Origin of the sequence: Streptomyces canus (assembly GCF_030815415.1) — a bacterium.
GTDB lineage: Bacteria > Actinomycetota > Actinomycetes > Streptomycetales > Streptomycetaceae > Streptomyces > Streptomyces canus_F.
Genome location: NZ_JAUSWW010000001.1, coordinates 4,975,893 through 4,990,461, shown reverse-complemented (window position 1 = coordinate 4,990,461; position 14,569 = coordinate 4,975,893). Strand labels below are relative to the sequence as shown.

At 70.9% G+C, this 14,569-nt stretch carries 17 protein-coding genes; 7 read left to right on the top strand and 10 right to left on the bottom strand.

The features are described 5' to 3' along the window. Window positions 1–43 precede the first annotated feature (43 nt). Entirely contained in the window at window positions 44–967 is a 924-nt protein-coding gene (locus QF037_RS23060; RefSeq protein WP_307028194.1) for an amidohydrolase family protein, read from the bottom strand. Window positions 968–1,163: 196 nt separating this feature from the next. Between QF037_RS23060 and QF037_RS23055 the strand changes: the two genes are divergently transcribed. From QF037_RS23055 to QF037_RS23035, 5 genes are all read left to right on the top strand, one after another. Next, window positions 1,164–1,931 carry a hypothetical protein gene (locus tag QF037_RS23055; RefSeq protein WP_307028192.1) on the top strand — a complete coding sequence of 256 codons (768 nt, stop codon included), beginning with the start codon at window positions 1,164–1,166 and terminating at the stop codon, window positions 1,929–1,931. A gap of 110 nt (window positions 1,932–2,041) precedes the next feature. Then, a complete protein-coding gene (locus QF037_RS23050; protein ID WP_307028190.1) occupies window positions 2,042–2,362 on the top strand; it encodes a MerR family transcriptional regulator in 321 nt (106 codons plus the stop codon). Between the two features lie 250 nt (window positions 2,363–2,612). Then, a complete protein-coding gene (locus QF037_RS23045; RefSeq protein WP_046247661.1) occupies window positions 2,613–2,816 on the top strand; it encodes a cold-shock protein in 204 nt (67 codons plus the stop codon). Between the two features lie 98 nt (window positions 2,817–2,914). After that, window positions 2,915–3,217 (top strand): SCO5918 family protein, encoded by a 303-nt coding sequence (locus QF037_RS23040; protein WP_307028187.1) that lies wholly within the window; start codon window positions 2,915–2,917, stop codon window positions 3,215–3,217. Window positions 3,218–3,488: 271 nt separating this feature from the next. Then, on the top strand, window positions 3,489–4,772 hold the full coding sequence (locus tag QF037_RS23035; RefSeq protein WP_373463968.1) for a phosphatase PAP2 family protein: 1,284 nt from the start codon (window positions 3,489–3,491) through the stop codon (window positions 4,770–4,772). A gap of 19 nt (window positions 4,773–4,791) precedes the next feature. Here QF037_RS23035 and QF037_RS23030 read toward each other — a convergent pair whose 3' ends face one another. Beyond that, window positions 4,792–6,054, bottom strand: a complete 1,263-nt coding sequence (locus QF037_RS23030; protein WP_307028183.1) for a helix-turn-helix domain-containing protein — start codon at window positions 6,052–6,054, stop codon at window positions 4,792–4,794. A 214-nt stretch (window positions 6,055–6,268) separates the two neighbouring features. Here QF037_RS23030 and QF037_RS23025 point away from each other — a divergent pair, with 214 nt between their 5' ends. Together QF037_RS23025 and QF037_RS23020 are read left to right on the top strand one after the other, a co-directional pair. Continuing rightward, window positions 6,269–7,000 (top strand): DUF4232 domain-containing protein, encoded by a 732-nt coding sequence (locus QF037_RS23025; protein WP_307028180.1) that lies wholly within the window; start codon window positions 6,269–6,271, stop codon window positions 6,998–7,000. Window positions 7,001–7,104: 104 nt separating this feature from the next. Next, complete coding sequence (locus QF037_RS23020; protein WP_307028178.1) at window positions 7,105–7,890, top strand: calcium-binding protein; 786 nt, start codon at window positions 7,105–7,107, stop codon at window positions 7,888–7,890. A 427-nt stretch (window positions 7,891–8,317) separates the two neighbouring features. Here QF037_RS23020 and QF037_RS23015 read toward each other — a convergent pair whose 3' ends face one another. From QF037_RS23015 to QF037_RS22980, 8 genes are all read right to left on the bottom strand, one after another. Further along, the gene (locus tag QF037_RS23015) at window positions 8,318–9,085 is read right to left on the bottom strand and encodes a GAF and ANTAR domain-containing protein (RefSeq protein WP_307028176.1); all 768 of its coding nucleotides are present in this window, start codon (window positions 9,083–9,085) and stop codon (window positions 8,318–8,320) included. Beyond that, complete coding sequence (locus tag QF037_RS23010; protein ID WP_307028174.1) at window positions 9,082–9,816, bottom strand: ANTAR domain-containing protein; 735 nt, start codon at window positions 9,814–9,816, stop codon at window positions 9,082–9,084. The genes QF037_RS23015 and QF037_RS23010 overlap by 4 nt, the downstream gene beginning before the upstream one ends. A 64-nt stretch (window positions 9,817–9,880) precedes the next feature. Beyond that, window positions 9,881–10,126 carry a hypothetical protein gene (locus QF037_RS23005; RefSeq protein WP_307028173.1) on the bottom strand — a complete coding sequence of 82 codons (246 nt, stop codon included), beginning with the start codon at window positions 10,124–10,126 and terminating at the stop codon, window positions 9,881–9,883. A gap of 208 nt (window positions 10,127–10,334) precedes the next feature. Beyond that, window positions 10,335–11,846, bottom strand: coding sequence for a DEAD/DEAH box helicase (locus tag QF037_RS23000; protein ID WP_307028172.1), 1,512 nt, complete (start codon window positions 11,844–11,846; stop codon window positions 10,335–10,337). Window positions 11,847–12,051: 205 nt separating this feature from the next. After that, the gene (locus QF037_RS22995; RefSeq protein WP_307028169.1) at window positions 12,052–12,228 is read right to left on the bottom strand and encodes a hypothetical protein; all 177 of its coding nucleotides are present in this window, start codon (window positions 12,226–12,228) and stop codon (window positions 12,052–12,054) included. Next, window positions 12,225–12,779 carry a DUF5994 family protein gene (locus QF037_RS22990; RefSeq protein WP_307028168.1) on the bottom strand — a complete coding sequence of 185 codons (555 nt, stop codon included), beginning with the start codon at window positions 12,777–12,779 and terminating at the stop codon, window positions 12,225–12,227. The genes QF037_RS22995 and QF037_RS22990 overlap by 4 nt, the downstream gene beginning before the upstream one ends. A gap of 155 nt (window positions 12,780–12,934) precedes the next feature. Continuing rightward, window positions 12,935–13,186 carry a hypothetical protein gene (locus QF037_RS22985; protein ID WP_307028165.1) on the bottom strand — a complete coding sequence of 84 codons (252 nt, stop codon included), beginning with the start codon at window positions 13,184–13,186 and terminating at the stop codon, window positions 12,935–12,937. Window positions 13,187–13,324: 138 nt separating this feature from the next. Next, window positions 13,325–14,527: a L,D-transpeptidase gene (locus tag QF037_RS22980; protein ID WP_307028163.1), complete on the bottom strand. Its 1,203-nt coding sequence runs from the start codon at window positions 14,525–14,527 to the stop codon at window positions 13,325–13,327. Between the last annotated feature and the right edge of the window lie 42 nt (window positions 14,528–14,569).

The following is a 14,569-nucleotide window of genomic DNA, read 5'->3' as shown; positions in this document are numbered from 1 at the left end:
GGCCCAGCCGCCCCTCTCCTCGTCCCTGCCGGTGCACCCCTGATCATGCCGTGCCGGTCAGCCCGAACAACCTCGCCGCGTTGTCATGGCACACCCGCCGCAGCCACGGCTCCCCGAGACCCAGCCGCTCCAGGGCGTGCAGCTGGTGCACATACGGATAGGGGATGTTGGGGAAGTCGGTGCCGAGCAGGATGCGGTCGCCGAGGTCGGTCAGGCGGGGCAGAGCCCGGCGGGGGAACGGGATGAAGTCCTCCGTGAAGTCGGTGAACGCCATCGTCGTGTCCAGCCGCACCTCCCCGTACCGCTCCGCGAGGCCGAGGAAGTCCTCGTACTCGGGCATCCCCATGTGCGCGACGATCAGCCGCAGCCGGGGGTGGCGCCCCAGCACCCGGGCGACCGGCTCGGGGCCGGTGTGCTTGCCGGGCGCCGGACCGGAGCCGCAGTGGATGACGACGGGGACCCCGGCCTCCGCCAGCAACCCCCAGGCCCCGTCGAGGAGTTCGTCCGCCGGGTCGTACGCCCCCACCTGCACATGCGCCTTGAAGACCCGCGCCCCCGCCTCGACGGCCTCGCGGACGTAGGTCTCGGTGTCCGGCTCGGGAAAGAGCGTGGCGGTGTGCAGACAGTCGGGGGTGCGGCGGGCGAAGTCGGCGGCCCAGTCGTTCAGCCACCGGGCCATGCCCGGCTTGTGCGGGTAGAGCATCGAGGTGAAGGCCCGTACGCCGAACTCCCGCAGCAGCGCCGCCCGTTCGGCCTCCTCCTGCCGGTAGGTGATCGGCCACTCCAGGCCACCGGTCAGCGGTCCGAGCGCGTCGAAGTACTCCCAGACCTTGCGCAGGACCCGCTCGGGCATGAAGTGCGTATGCACGTCGATCAGCCCGGGAATCCCCAACCGCCCCCAGAAGCGGCACACCTCGCCGGCTTCCTCGCCCGAAGACACGTCGCTCATGGCCGCCTGATCGCTCATGCCCCCACGATCGCCTCTGACGAGGCCGCGCGTCCAACGGCGCAGCGGCCCTTCCCGCGGCCGGGCTCCGGCACGGCGGCGGGCGTAGGCTCGAAGGCACCGAGGGCTCTTCGCGCGCCGGCTCCGCTCCGGTGCCGTTCTCGGCGAACGACGATGCCGGGCCGGCCACCGTCGGGCCCGGGGCAGGGTTCGCCTCATGACCTCGAACAGCCCCGACCGCCCGGCGACCGCCCACTCCGGGAGCCCGGTCCGGGGCCGACCGCATCCACCGCGGCACCGACAGGGACCCTCCCCCGAGGAGGGCGAACTCCTCCGCCCGCTGACCCGCCGCCAGATCGCCGACCGCATGGGCGAACTCGGCGAGCTGTACACACAGACCACACCGAGCGGACGACGCAAACCGCGCACCTCGAACCGCCCGAACCCCTATGCCACCTCTACCCGCCCGGTCTCTCCGGACCACTCGGCAGCGTCGGACGGCTCGATCCCCTCGGCCCAGGCCAGGTCCGACGCCTTTCTCCGGCGGCTCGCGGAGCACATGCGGCGGCCCGGGTTCGAGCTGCTGGTGGCGGAGACCACCCGCCCTTCGGGCGACACCGTCCTCACGGCCTGCGCCTACGGCTTCCCCGTACTCGGCGACGACACCTGGTGCCAGGAGCTCGACGGATACCTCCCCGCGGACCTGCTGGGCCTCGCCGCCCCCGGAGGTCTGTTCGTGATCGGCGACATCCTGGTCGGGCGCCGGGTGCGTACCCAGGACCAGAGTCGCGATTGGAACCTCGCCCGGCGCCTGCAGAAGCGGCTGCTGAGCGATCACACCGCGGCGATCGGCGTCACGCTCGTCGATCGCGGCGACACGGACACCGTCGAGGCACTGCTGTCCTGGGGCTGGCGCTGTCTGCCGACGGCCGGGGTCCGAGAGGCGTCCCGACCGGCCGACCGCCGGCTCCTGGTGCTCCGCTGACACGGATTCTGTGCTCGTCACAGCAGGATTTCGACGGAGCCGACTAGAATTCCGGTACGGGAACCAGTTCCCCCGAGCCGGCGTGACAGGCGGTCCGCGGGAAGGCACACATGCCCTCGGCAGACCGGTCGTACGCCGTCGACCGGCTCGACGACGACCACCACCCCGCGTACACCATGGGCCGTGCCGCGGAGGTCATCGGCGCCGGCCCCGGGTTCCTCAGGGCGCTCGGCGAGGCCGGACTCATCGCGCCGATACGGTCGGAGGGCGGCCATCGCCGCTACTCGCGCCACCAGCTGCGCCTCGCCCCACGCGCCCGCGACCTGGTCGACCAGGGCACTCCGGTCGAGGCGGTCTGCAGGATCATCGGCCTCGAGGGCCAGCTGGCCGACGTGCTGCGCACCCACGAGAAACTGCGCCGCGGCGAGTGAATATCTCACTGCGCCAGAGTAGAAATCCGACCGGTCAGGAAAAAGTACTTTCGGGGGCGCCGACAGTTTTTCCGCCGATTGCCCGCCTATTCTTGCCGTCGATTTCGTCCGTGCTAGGCTGAATATCAGTTGCAGTTGTGGTTGCCATTCTTGCCATTCATGCCGGTTTTCCCGGGGCAGGTGATCATCGACAGCGATGAGGGAGCTCGCGAGGTGCGGGTTCCAGCACTGCCTAAGTAGGAGAAAACACATGGCCACCGGCACTGTGAAGTGGTTCAACGCGGAAAAGGGCTTCGGCTTCATCGAGCAGGAGGGTGGAGGCCCCGACGTCTTCGCTCACTACTCGAACATCGCCACCCAGGGCTTCCGCGAGCTTCAGGAAGGCCAGAAGGTGACTTTCGACGTCACGCAGGGCCAGAAGGGCCCGCAGGCGGAGAACATCGTCCCCGCCTGACACACGGCTGAGCAGGGGCCCGCGCCTTGGGTGCGGGCCCCTGTCCGTTTCTCCGGCCCCGTTCGCACGCCGGATCCGCCCTGACCTGGTGAGGCACCATGCGCTGTGTGATCGCCCGTTACCCCTTCGACCTGTCCAAGGCCGAAGTGGAGAAGTCGATGGAGAAGATCCGGCCCGAGCCGGTGACCGACGCCTCTGTCGCCTCGGTCGCCATCGGTGGCCGGCCGTACCCCGTCAAGCAGGTGGGAGCGGTGATCACGGGTCAGGATCCCCGTGACTTCACCGCCGCGGAAGTGGTCCGCGCCCTAGTCCGTCTCGGCTTCACCTGCGAGAACGCGCCCCCCAAGGCGGCCCCGGCCCCCGACCTGTCCTACGGCTCGGTCGACCGCCTTCTCGGCTGACCCGCCCCGCCCTCCTGCCGACGTCCGTGACCGACGGTCGCCAAGGTGTGCGCTCGGTTAATTTTGGTGAAACCCGTGAGCGGCTCCGCTAACATGTTCGAGCTCGCGACGAACACCCCCATCGAGCGCGATACGTAGCCACTTCACCTCACACGTGAAAAATCGGTCAAAGTTGATAAACATATCACCACGGGCGCTTTCGCGAGTGAAGGGTCAGTCGCGAGCGGTGCTGTGGGTCGCCGCGGGCGCGGTGACCCTCGCGTTTCTCGTCATGCTGGAGATCGCCGCACGTCACTACGGTCTGCCGGGACCGCTCACCTGCCAGCTGCGCGAGCTGATATCCGCCCCCAAGTCGGGCGGACTGCTGTACGCCGGTCTGGCGTTGACGCTGGTCGTGCTCCCCTGGCGGCAGCGGTTCCTCGCGCTCGGCACCGCGCTCGGCATCGACGCGGTCATCGCGCTGGTCCGCTGGGCGGCCGGCATCAAGGTGACGGAGGGCCATCCCTTCGGTATCGGCGCGCTGTGGGTGATCGTGGGCTGCGCCGTCTTCGCGCTCACCCGACGCACCGGCGCGGAACGTGTTCTGCTGCTGAAGGGCGCGGGCCTCGGACTGCTGCTGGGGGCCGGCCGCAAGGCCGGGGACACCTGGCTGCTCCTCACCTCCAAGACCCGCCCGACGGTGCTCGACCCGTACGTCGCGACCGCCGACCACGCGCTGGGCGACCCGTCATGGGTCGTGGGCCGGATCGTCGAGGCCACCGGCACGTTCGGCTTCAACCTCCTCGACTTCGTGTACGGCAACCTCGCGGTCGCCGCGGTCCTCGTCGCCCTGTACCAACTGCGCAACGTGGCCGCCGACCGCCGCTTCCCGCGCCACCATCTGGTGCGCACCTTCCTGGTGATCGGCCTCCTCGGGCCGGGCATCTACATGATCTACCCGGTGGTCGGACCGATCTTCGCCTACGGCAACGGCACCGAGCACTGGGCCGACGTCGCCATCTGGGCGGAGACGCACTCCACCGGACAGTGGGCGGTGGCCCAGATCTGGCCGGACACGGTGGCGCCGATCACCACCCCGCACTCCATACCGTTCGACGGCATCACCCCCCGCAACTGCATGCCGAGCCTGCACACGGCATGGGCCGTCGCGATCTTCATCCACTCCCGCAAGGGCCCGAGAGCGCTGCGCTGGGCAGGCACGTTCTGGCTGGTGGCCACGCTCGCCGCGACGCTGGGCTTCGGCTACCACTACGGCGTCGACCTCGTCGCCGGCGTGGTGTTCGTGCTCACCATCGAGGCGGCCCTGCGCACCTACGACCGCGGCTGGGACCGGTCGGGCCTCCAGCTGGTCGCCTACGGCGCCACGGTCTTCGCCGGACTCCTGCTGTCGTACCGCTTCCTGCCGGTGCAGATGGCCGACCAGCCGTGGCTCTACGGCCCGCTCCTCCTGCTGGCGATGGCCTCGGTGATCTACGGCTACGTACGGACCACCGGACAGTGGGAGAAGGCACCCGCTCCGGTGGAACAGCCGGAACGGCAGTCCGAACCCGTCTGACCCCGCCGCCCCCGGACGCTCAGCCGGGGATGTCGGGCTCGAACTCGTTGCGCCCCCACTCGGAGGCACCGAGCGGATAGTCGTAGGCGGGCCGTCCCGCGTTTCCGCTGGTCCGGAAGGGCCGCCCCTGGTCGTCGACGCGTACGGTGCCCTTCTGGTCGCCGCTGGACCAGTCCAGCTCCAGGTACCAACTGACGTGGTGGGCCCGCGCGTCCGCGAGGATGTAGAAGACCTCGGGGTCGGACTCGCTCACCTTGTACGGGAAGTCGCGCTGACCGGCCTCGGGGGAGACCGCGGGCCGCCCGGCGTCGAGGTCCACCGCGAAGGCCGTGGTGTCCACGTCGCCACCGCAGCCGACGCCCATCGAGAAGTCGTTCCAGTCGAGCGGCGCGCTCTTCTCCACCACCCGCACATGCAGGTCGTCCAGGACGACGGTGGCCTTCCCGGTGCCCTGCACGGTCAGCGCGAGCATCTGCCGCCCGGCGGAGACCGCGCCGAGCGCGTTGACCCACCCGCGAGCGTCCTGCTCACCCGGCGGGGGAGGCACCTGTTCGGGCTTGCGGTCGACCAGGAAGTGGGGGCCGCAATCGGTTTCCCACTTGTACGGACTGACGGCGACGGCCGGCGCGGTGGCCTTCTCCTCGACACCGCTGTCGCCTGGGGCGGCCCCGGCCCCGCCGCTGCGGGAGGCGGAGGCGGAAGCCCTGGGGCTGCCACTGGGGGAGACGGACGGCGAGGCCGACCCGCCCTTCGCGTCGGCCGACCCGGAGGCGCGGGGACTCTCGTCGACGGACGGGGCGGCAGCCCCCGCCGACTGCTTCCCGCCCTGCTCGTCATCGCCGTCGCCGGGCACGAGATTAGCCACGAGCGCGGCCGACACGAGGACGGCGGCCACGGCGGCCCCGGCGAGGACGACGGTACGCCGACGAGGGGTCCCGGCCGCCGCGGCAGTCCGCGTCTGCGGTTCCTCCTCGGCGGACGGGCCGGCTGCCTCAGTCGCTTCAGGAGTCTGCGTGGCTTCGGGCGCCACGCCGGCCTTCTGCCCCCGGCGGGCATCCGCGAGAACCCACCGCCGATGCAGTTCCACCAGTTCCACAGGCGTCGCCCCGCACACCCGCGCGAACCGTTCCACGGGCGCGTAGTCCGTCGGTACGGCGTCCCCGTTGACGTACCGGTGAAGGGTGGACGTACTCGTGTGCAGCCGCTTCCCGAGCACCCCGTAACTGAGCCCGGACCGGTCCTTCAACTGGCCCAACAGCTCCGAGAATTCGTCGCCCGCCACTCTTCCACTCTCTCCCCGCATCCCGGACCACCATTCCAGGGGGAGGTCATTCCCCCAGGTCAGACCTGTTTCAGGCGTTCCAGCGTCCCGGATACCCCGGCAATCGTGGCGGTCGGGACGGATCACCGCACAAGCTGTTGCCATCCAAGCACGCCGCTCCCGGCACCCGGTCGAGCGGCCCATGCCAACACCCGTACCGCACAGGGGGATTCACATGTTCACTCGCACCCACCGCACCCGTATGCTCGCCGCCGCCGCACTCGCGGCCGCCACGCTCACGCTGACGGCGTGCAACAACGGAGAGGGCGTCGACGACGAGGGTGCGTCGACGGAGTCCGCCGCCACGGCGACGGCCTCCACCACGGCCTCGCCCGAGGCGAGCGGGTCTTCCAAGGGCTCGACGGGCGGCGCGGCCGGTTCGAGCGGCGGGTCGGGTTCCTCGGGTTCCAGCGGCTCCACCGGCTCCTCGGGTACGTCGGGTTCCTCGGGCGCCACGGGTGGCTCGGCGGACTCGGCGTCGGACTCGTCGGCCACCACCGTCGCCTGCGCGAAGACCTCCACCCGGACGACCGCCACGGCGGTCTCCCGGCCGCTGAACCACCTTCTCCTCACCGTCACCAACACCGGCTCGAAGAACTGCACCCTCATCGACTACCCGGCCGTCCGCTTCGGCGAGGCCCAGTCCGTCCCGCCGGCCTTCGAGGACTCCAAGCCGCAGGCGGTGGTCACGCTGGCCCCCGGCGAGTCGGGTTACGCGAGCGTCCTGCTCTCGGCGGCGGACGGCAGCGGCTCCAACGGCTACACGGCCAAGTCCCTGGAGGTCTACTTCAACGCGGCCGCGAACACCGCCGCCACCCCCTCGCTCCCCACGAAGGGCGTGTACGTCGACGACTCGATCCGTGTCTCGTACTGGCAGTCGACGATGGCCGACGCACTCACCTGGTGACCCGGCGGCCCGTTGTGACGAACCTGTTGAATTAACAACGTGCTGAAGCGTTGGCCATCGCCTTAGGCTCCCTCTGATCACCAAAACTTCATGGGGGGACATCCATGCGCGCAACCACGCGCCTCGCCCTGATCGGCACCAGCCTCGCGCTGGTCGCCGGTGTCACCGGTGCCACCGCCGCCCAGGCGGAGGACGGCAGCGCGGGCGACATCACGATCGACAAGGTCGTCATCAACGGCGGCAAGCCGGTCGTCGTCGGCACCACCAACGCGGTGTCCGCCAAGGTCTCCGTGACCGCGACGGACAACTCGGGCATCGCCAAGGCCACGTACATCAGCGGGTGGGGTCCGAATCCGAACTTCGTGGACATCTGGTTCGACGACGGCGACATCACCTGCACCGAGGTCAGCGACACCACGTCGACCTGCACGGGCACGCTGACGTTCGACCCGCAGTGGGGCAACGGTGTCGTCAACAACGCCGCGGCGGCCACCTGGGACCTCGCCGTCTCGGTCAAGGCCAACGACCTCGACTACATCCACCGGGACGCGGCCACCACGTTCAAGGTGCAGCGCGCCTCGAAGCTGACGGTCAACGCCTCGCCGGAGCCGGTGGCGAAGGGCAAGACCGTCACGGTCACCGGCAAGCTGAGCCGCGCGAACTGGGAGACCGACAAGTACGCGGGGTACGCGACCCAGTCGGTGAAGCTGCAGTTCCGCAAGAAGGGCAGCACCACCTACACCACGGTCAAGACCATCAAGACCAACTCGACGGGCAACCTGAGCACCACCGTCAAGGCCTCGGTCGACGGCTACTACCGCTACAGCTTCGCGGGCACCGCCACGACCCCGGCGGTCAGCGCGGCCGGCGACTACGTGGACGTCAAGTAGCCACGTACGAAGAGCCGTTCAGCAGACGTCCGACGGGGGCGCCGTCCACACCGGGACGGCGCCCTCGTCGTACACCCCGGGGCCGCCGTCGTACAGGCATCGCATACGAGGCCGACGGGGGGTTCTCACCAGGGGGAACCGGACCTAGGCTGGCGGTGTTCGGTCGCCCGCGGAAATCCGCCGGAACGCACACTGTTCGGCAGCTGTCAGCTGCCCGTGCCCCATGACCCCGGGCAAGTACCGATCCTCGTCCCGCCACTCCAGCCTGCCCCTCGTCGCGAGACCTGCGCGGTGCCTCCCGCGCTCCGTCGTACGGCCCGACGCGGGGTACCCGGCTCCCGGACGCGCGCCCGACTTGGGGGAACGGCCGCGTGCGGGAGCCCCGACGACGGCCGCCGCCCGGGCCCGGACGCACGGACGGCGGCCGTCAGCCGAGCTGTTCCCCGGAGCCCTCCGGCACCGGGGCCGGGATGGTCGAGGTGTCGAAACCGCCCGAGATGATCTGCGTGGCGAGGTCCGAAAGGCGCAGGTGGCGGGCGCGGGCGTACGACCGGAACGCGGCGAAGGCGTCGTCGACGGAGGTCTCCCAGCGCTCCGCCAGCACGCCCTTGACCTGCTCTATCAGGATGCGGCTGGTGAGCGCGTTCTGGAGCTGGCTGTTCTCGACGTGCGACCGCTCCAGGGTGCGCTGCTGCAGGATCGCGATGGTGGCCACGTCGGCGAGTGCCTGGGCCAGGGCGATGTCGTCGTCGCCCAGGCGGTGCGGGGTGGTCTGGAAGAGGTTCAGGGCGCCGACGACCCGGTGGCGCAGGCGCAGCGGGATGGCGTGGGTGGCCACGTACCCCGTCTCGCGGGCCCGTGCGGTGAAGCGCGGCCAGCCCGTGATGGTCTCCGGGCGGGTCAGGTCGATGTTGGTGCGGGAGGTGCCGGTGCGGCAGCACTCGACGCAGGGTCCCTGGTCGTGCTGGACCGCGAAGAGTTCCAGCAGGCGGGTGTGTTCGTCGGAGGCGGCGATGATCTGCAGTTCACCGTGCGCGTCCACGAGCAGGATCCCGGCGGCCGACACGTCGAGGAGCTCGACGCAGCGGGTGGACAGTCGTTGGAGCAGGTCGATGACATCGAAATCCTCGACGAGGGAGTCAGCGACTTCCACGAAGATCTCGGCCAGACGTCGTTCGCGGGCCATGCCGATCATCCCTTTCCACCGTCGGGCGAATGCGGCCCGCTCTTATCGTCGTTGAATCGGAGCCGTCGGGCCACCACGTCCTGCGCCACTTCGCCGAGGGGGCGGTCGCCGGCGTAGGCGTGGGCCCGCAGCCGCAGGAGGGCCATCTCCATGGGCACGCCCAGCTGGACGCTGATCATGCCGGTGGCCTGGTGCACGGCCGCGCGGTGCAGGAAGGACGTCTGCAGCTCGTTGAGGCCGGGGGTCCTGTGGTTCCGCCGGTCCGGGTGTTCCCCGTCCAGACAGGCCATCGTGAGTGCGGCTGCCAGGGCGGTCGCGTCGGCGTACTGCTGATCGTCCGGCGGCCGGGCCGGGTCGCACAGCATGGTCAGGACGCCGACGCGGATGGCCCCGATGCCCAGCGGGAAGCAGCACACCCCGTGCACGCCCATCTTCCGCGCGGCCGGCAGCAGCGCGGGCCACCGCTCGGGGCGGACCCGGTCCAGGTCCGGTTCCAGCACGGGTGAGCCGGTGCGGATCGCGTCGGGTGCCGGGCCCTCGCCCAGCGTGAACTGCAGCTCCTCGAACCGCGCGCTCAGCTCCGGATGGCACCACAGCGGTTCGGCCAGCCGGTCCGGGCCCACCAGCACCGACAGCGCGACGCCCTCGGCACCCAGGGCCCGCGCGGACGCCTGCGCGACACCGTTCACCCCGCTCAGCCGCAGTGAGCGCAGGACCTCGGCCATGCCCTCGCTGATCACCGTGCTCCGTTCCGCAGCGGGCGGGGCTCCCAGGGGCGGGGCGCCGCCAGGCCACCGCAGTACATCACGTATCCCGGGCCATCGCCGTGCAGTCGGCGGGTACGTCCAGCCAGGCATCGCCGACGTTGGCGTAGTGGGGGAAACGGGCCGGCAGACCGACGGCGCGGAGGACGAGTCCCGGGCCCCGGCCGGTATGGACGACCCGTATCCAGCCGTCCCTTCCGCGGCAGTCCGGCGTGGTCGTCAGGTCCAGCTCACCGCTGGGCCGGACCAGGCGGCAGTCGTCGAACAGCTCCGGATGCGGGCTCATAGGGCCCCATCTCTTCCGTCATGGAATGGCTTGCGCCTGCGCAGGGCCTCTGTTGCGCGGGACGGACCTTCACGGAGAGGGCCGGGGTCACGGGCTGCCGTACGGCCAGCCTACTGCCGTGCGGCATATCGACGGGGCGCAGTTGCCGATTCGGCTCCCCATTCCGACAGGACGCAGGCCCGGGTCGATGACCTGGGCCTTTGCTCCGTCAGCGGCCGGTGCCCCTGGTGGGGGCGGAGCGGCGCCGGCTCTGGCTCTGGCCCGGACGGCCTCCGCGGCGGCTGCGCCGGGCGGCCGCCGAGGGCTCGGGGCGCGTCTCGGTGACCGGCGGAGCGATGACGACGGGTACGCCCGAAGGGGCCTGGGCGCCGGTGATGCGGCTGAGTTCGTCGCCGCCCGAGCGGACCCTGGTGGTCGTCGGGGTGATGCCGGCGTCGGTCATCAGACGGGTCATGTCGCGGCGCTGGTGGGGCAGGACCAGGGTGACGACGGTGCCGGACTCGCCGGCGCGGGCGGTACGGCCGCCGCGGTGCAGGTAGTCCTTGTGGTCGACGGGCGGGTCGACGTTGACGACGAGGTCGAGGTCGTCGACGTGGATGCCGCGGGCGGCGACGTTGGTGGCGACCAGGGCGGTGATGTGACCGTCCTTGAACTGGGCCAGGGCCCGGTTGCGCTGGGACTGCGACTTGCCGCCGTGCAGGGCGGCGGCGCGCACCCCGACGGCCAGGAGCTTCTTGGCCAGCCGGTCGGCGCCGTGCTTGCTGTCGATGAACATGATCACCCGTCCGTCACGGGCGGCGATCTCGGTCGTGGCGGCGTGCTTGTCGTCGTCCTCCACGTGCAGCACGTGGTGGTCCATCGTCACCACGGCGCCCGCGGACGGGTCGACCGAGTGGACGACCGGGTCGTGGAGGTAGTTGCGCACCAGCTTGTCGATGTTGCGGTCCAGGGTGGCCGAGAACAGCAGCCGCTGGCCGCCGGGACGCACCTGGTCGAGCAGCGCGGTCACCTGCGGCATGAAGCCCATGTCGGCCATCTGGTCGGCCTCGTCCAGGACGGTGATCTCGACCCGGTCCAGGCGGCAGTCGTCCCGCTCGATGAGGTCCTTGAGCCGGCCGGGCGTCGCCACGACGACCTCGGCCCCGCCGCGCAGCGCGCTCGCCTGCTTGCCGATCGACAGTCCGCCGACCACGGTGGCGAGCCGCAGACGCAGCGCGCGGGCGTAGGGGGTGAGGGCGTCGGTGACCTGCTGGGCGAGTTCCCGGGTGGGGACGAGGACGAGGGCCAGCGGCTGCCGGGGCTCGGCGCGCTGTCCCGCCGTACGGGCCAGCAGAGCGAGGCCGAAGGCGAGCGTCTTGCCCGATCCGGTGCGGCCACGGCCCAGGACGTCACGGCCGGCCAGCGAGTTGGGGAGCGTCGCGCCCTGGATGGGGAACGGGGTGGTCACCCCTTCCGCGGCGAGGGTGGCCAGCATCTGCTTCGGCAGGTCGAGTTCGGTGAACGCCTCGACGGGCGGCAGCGCAGGGGTGACGGTGACCGGCAGTGCGAACTCCCCGCCGGGTGCGGGGGCGCGGCCTCCGCGCCCGCCGCGGCCGGCCTTGGACGTGCCGTTCTTGGCCGCCGTGTTCTTGGCGGTGCGGGAGGGGGCGCTCTGGCGGCCCGTCCCCTGCGCGCGGGTGCGGGAGGAGGAGCTGGGGTTTCTACGGGCGGGGCGGTTCAATGGGGGACCTTCCTCTATACGGCGGTTCACGCGTACGCGACCAGCGTCAGGCGGGGGCGATGTTCTCGGCCTGCGGCCCTTCTGGCCCGGCGTGACCCCACGGGAAGACCTGAAAAGCCCCGGAAGGTCTGAAACGAAAAGAGTGCCCGTCGACGAAGGTCGAAGAGCACTCAAAGCCTCTGATAACCAAAACTGCCACTTTACATCAAGGTAGCACAGGTCCACGTTCCTCGGCGCGGCCCGTCCGGACACCCCGGGACGGGCGGTCTCCCGTGGACGTGCCGCCGCCGCTTCTCGCCTCGAACCGGTGGACCAGGCGGGTCGCGGCGACGACCAGGATCAGCAGTGTGCTGACGGTCAGGGCGATGACCACGGCGGTCACATCCCCACGGCGGTGTGGTGGCTCGGGACGTGGGGCAGGAGGGTGCCGTCGCTGCGGTCCGTGTCCATGTCGGTCTGCGGGTGCCCCTGGCGGGCTCGTTCCGCTGTCATGAGCGCCGTCGCGGTGACCCGCGGACCGGTGTCCGCGCTCGCGGCGACCATCAGCCGGGCGGCCGTGGGGACGCCGGTCTCCGGAGGCACCACCAGGAGGTTCCAGCGGCCCGCGGTGAAGGACAGCAGCACGATCGCGTGCGGATCCAGCTCCGAGGTGAACCAACCGACCTTCACCACATGGCCGTTGACGTAGATCCTGGGCGGGAGGATCGGCCAGTGGCGGGGGTTGACCGCGATACGGGTGATCCGTCCCCACAGCGGATCCAACATGTCCGCCAGGTCGGGGAGTTCGCTCGTCAGGTCACGTGAACGAGGCCACCAGGCGCCGTCCAACTCGGTGGGCCCGCCGGAGTGGCTCTCGGACTTCAGCGCGAGGCGCGCGGTCGGGGGCCTGAAGGGAACGGCTCGGAGCGGGGTGGGCGAGCTGGTCGCGGACATCGCGCAAACCTGTCTCCGGACCCCTGCGGGAGGGCAGCCGCCCGGTGTTGTCGCTCACCGGGAACGACACCGGCGCCGGGGCCGGTGCGCGAAATGCTCCCGATGCGTTCACGCTACTCCCCGAAGGGGCCGGGCGGGGCGTTCCGGGCGCCGCTTCAGGTCCGCCGGTCGGCTTCCTCCGCGGGTCCGCTGGTCTCCAGCCACGACCGTGCGGGTTCTGCGGCACGGGTGGTGTCCACGGTGAGCTGGAGGCGGGTGCCACCGTCGGCGGACGCGGGGTAGCTGCGCTGCTCGGTGGCGGCGAAGCAGTGGCGGAGAACCTCCGCGACCCGGCGGGCGACCTCGGGCGAGGCGGCTACGATGCGGACTTCGGCGTGCCCGTCCGAGGGCGTTGTCGTGGGCTGCATGGCGACCTTGGAGTTCGATGTCCCGGTATGAGACGGGGCGGACCGGACCCCTCACTCTACTCCGGCGGGTCCCACGCCCCCCGCGAGTGGCCGGCCGCCCGCCGAGCACCACGACCGGCCAAAAGTGCCGCACGCATCTCAGCGCAGCGCGCTCTTCTCCTGCCACTCGGCCCAGGAGAGGTTCCACGCGCCGAAGCCGTTGCCGGGCGCGACCACGCCCTTGGTGTCCTTGCCGGTGATCTCGAACGGGTCGCCCGGCCGCACCTGGTCGTAGAACCAGGCCGCGTCCGCGTCGCTCATCCCTATGCAGCCGGAACTGTGGTTGGCCCTGCCGAAGAAGGCGGCGTTCCACGGGGCGGCGTGCGCGTACATGCCCGACCAGGTCAGCCGCATCGAGTGCTTGACCATCTTGTCGTAGGCGTCTCCGAGGCCCACCGTCTCGGAGTTCATGTTGACGGTGCCCTCCTTGGCCATGAGCACGGCGGTTCCGCGCCAGGACCGCTTGTCACCGCCGGGGGTGCCGCCGGAGACCGGTATACGGCGGATCGTCCTGCCGTCGCGGACGAGGGTGAGCCGGTGGCTGTCGAGATCGACCCGGGCGATCTGCCGGGCGCCGATGGTGAAGGTGGTCGTGTAGTCGCGTACGAACCAGCCGCCGTTCGTGCCCGAGTCGGTGCCGTTCAGCTCGGCGTTCAGGGTGACCTTGGTGCCGGGCTTCCAGTACGACTTGGGCCGCCAGTCCACCCGGTCCCTGCCCGACCAGTCGGTCAGCCAGCCCCAGGAGCCCTCGGTGTCGTTGGAGGTGGTGATCCTGAGCTGCTTCTCGACCTCGGCCCGGTTCTTGACCGGGTTGTCGAAGACCAGGGAGATCGGCTGGGCGACACCGACGGTGGTGTCGGTGCCCGGTCGCCAGTCGACCTTGTTGACCTTGTCCGCCGGAGCCGTGGTGAAGGAGGACTTGGTCGTCCTGACGGTTCCGGCCCCGGTCCGGGTCGCCGCCGTCACCGTGTACGACGTACCGGGTACGGCCTTGCGGCCGGAGACCCACGAGCGGCCGTCGGCGGCGACCTCGCCGGCGAGCTTGCGGCCCTCGGCGTCGGTGACGGTCACCGAGGTGAGCCTGCCGCCCGAGGCCGTGATCCGCACGGAGTCGCCCGCCCGGACCTGGTCCCCCTTGGGTGTGACGGTGACCTTGACCGGGCGGTCGTCGGCCTGGGGCGCCACCCGGGTGTCCGGGGCGCCGGAGGAGGCGGTCGACGAGCAGGCGGCGAGCGGCGCCAGCAGGGCGGCCACGACGGCGGCCCGGACGCGGGAATGGGCGAGTGCACGAGTGCGCGACAACAGAACCTCCGGAAGGGAAGGAAGGGCGGGAAGGGGGTGGAC

Coding starts and splice junctions, on each gene's coding strand:
- QF037_RS23060 (WP_307028194.1), bottom strand. CDS start 967: ATGAGCGATCAGGCGGCCATGAGCGACGTGTCTTCGGGCGAGGAAGCC.
- QF037_RS23055 (WP_307028192.1), top strand. CDS start 1,164: ATGACCTCGAACAGCCCCGACCGCCCGGCGACCGCCCACTCCGGGAGC.
- QF037_RS23050 (WP_307028190.1), top strand. CDS start 2,042: ATGCCCTCGGCAGACCGGTCGTACGCCGTCGACCGGCTCGACGACGAC.
- QF037_RS23045 (WP_046247661.1), top strand. CDS start 2,613: ATGGCCACCGGCACTGTGAAGTGGTTCAACGCGGAAAAGGGCTTCGGC.
- QF037_RS23040 (WP_307028187.1), top strand. CDS start 2,915: ATGCGCTGTGTGATCGCCCGTTACCCCTTCGACCTGTCCAAGGCCGAA.
- QF037_RS23035 (WP_373463968.1), top strand. CDS start 3,489: ATGCTGGAGATCGCCGCACGTCACTACGGTCTGCCGGGACCGCTCACC.
- QF037_RS23025 (WP_307028180.1), top strand. CDS start 6,269: ATGTTCACTCGCACCCACCGCACCCGTATGCTCGCCGCCGCCGCACTC.
- QF037_RS23020 (WP_307028178.1), top strand. CDS start 7,105: ATGCGCGCAACCACGCGCCTCGCCCTGATCGGCACCAGCCTCGCGCTG.
- QF037_RS23015 (WP_307028176.1), bottom strand. CDS start 9,085: ATGATCGGCATGGCCCGCGAACGACGTCTGGCCGAGATCTTCGTGGAA.
- QF037_RS23005 (WP_307028173.1), bottom strand. CDS start 10,126: ATGAGCCCGCATCCGGAGCTGTTCGACGACTGCCGCCTGGTCCGGCCC.
- QF037_RS22990 (WP_307028168.1), bottom strand. CDS start 12,779: ATGTCCGCGACCAGCTCGCCCACCCCGCTCCGAGCCGTTCCCTTCAGG.
- QF037_RS22985 (WP_307028165.1), bottom strand. CDS start 13,186: ATGCAGCCCACGACAACGCCCTCGGACGGGCACGCCGAAGTCCGCATC.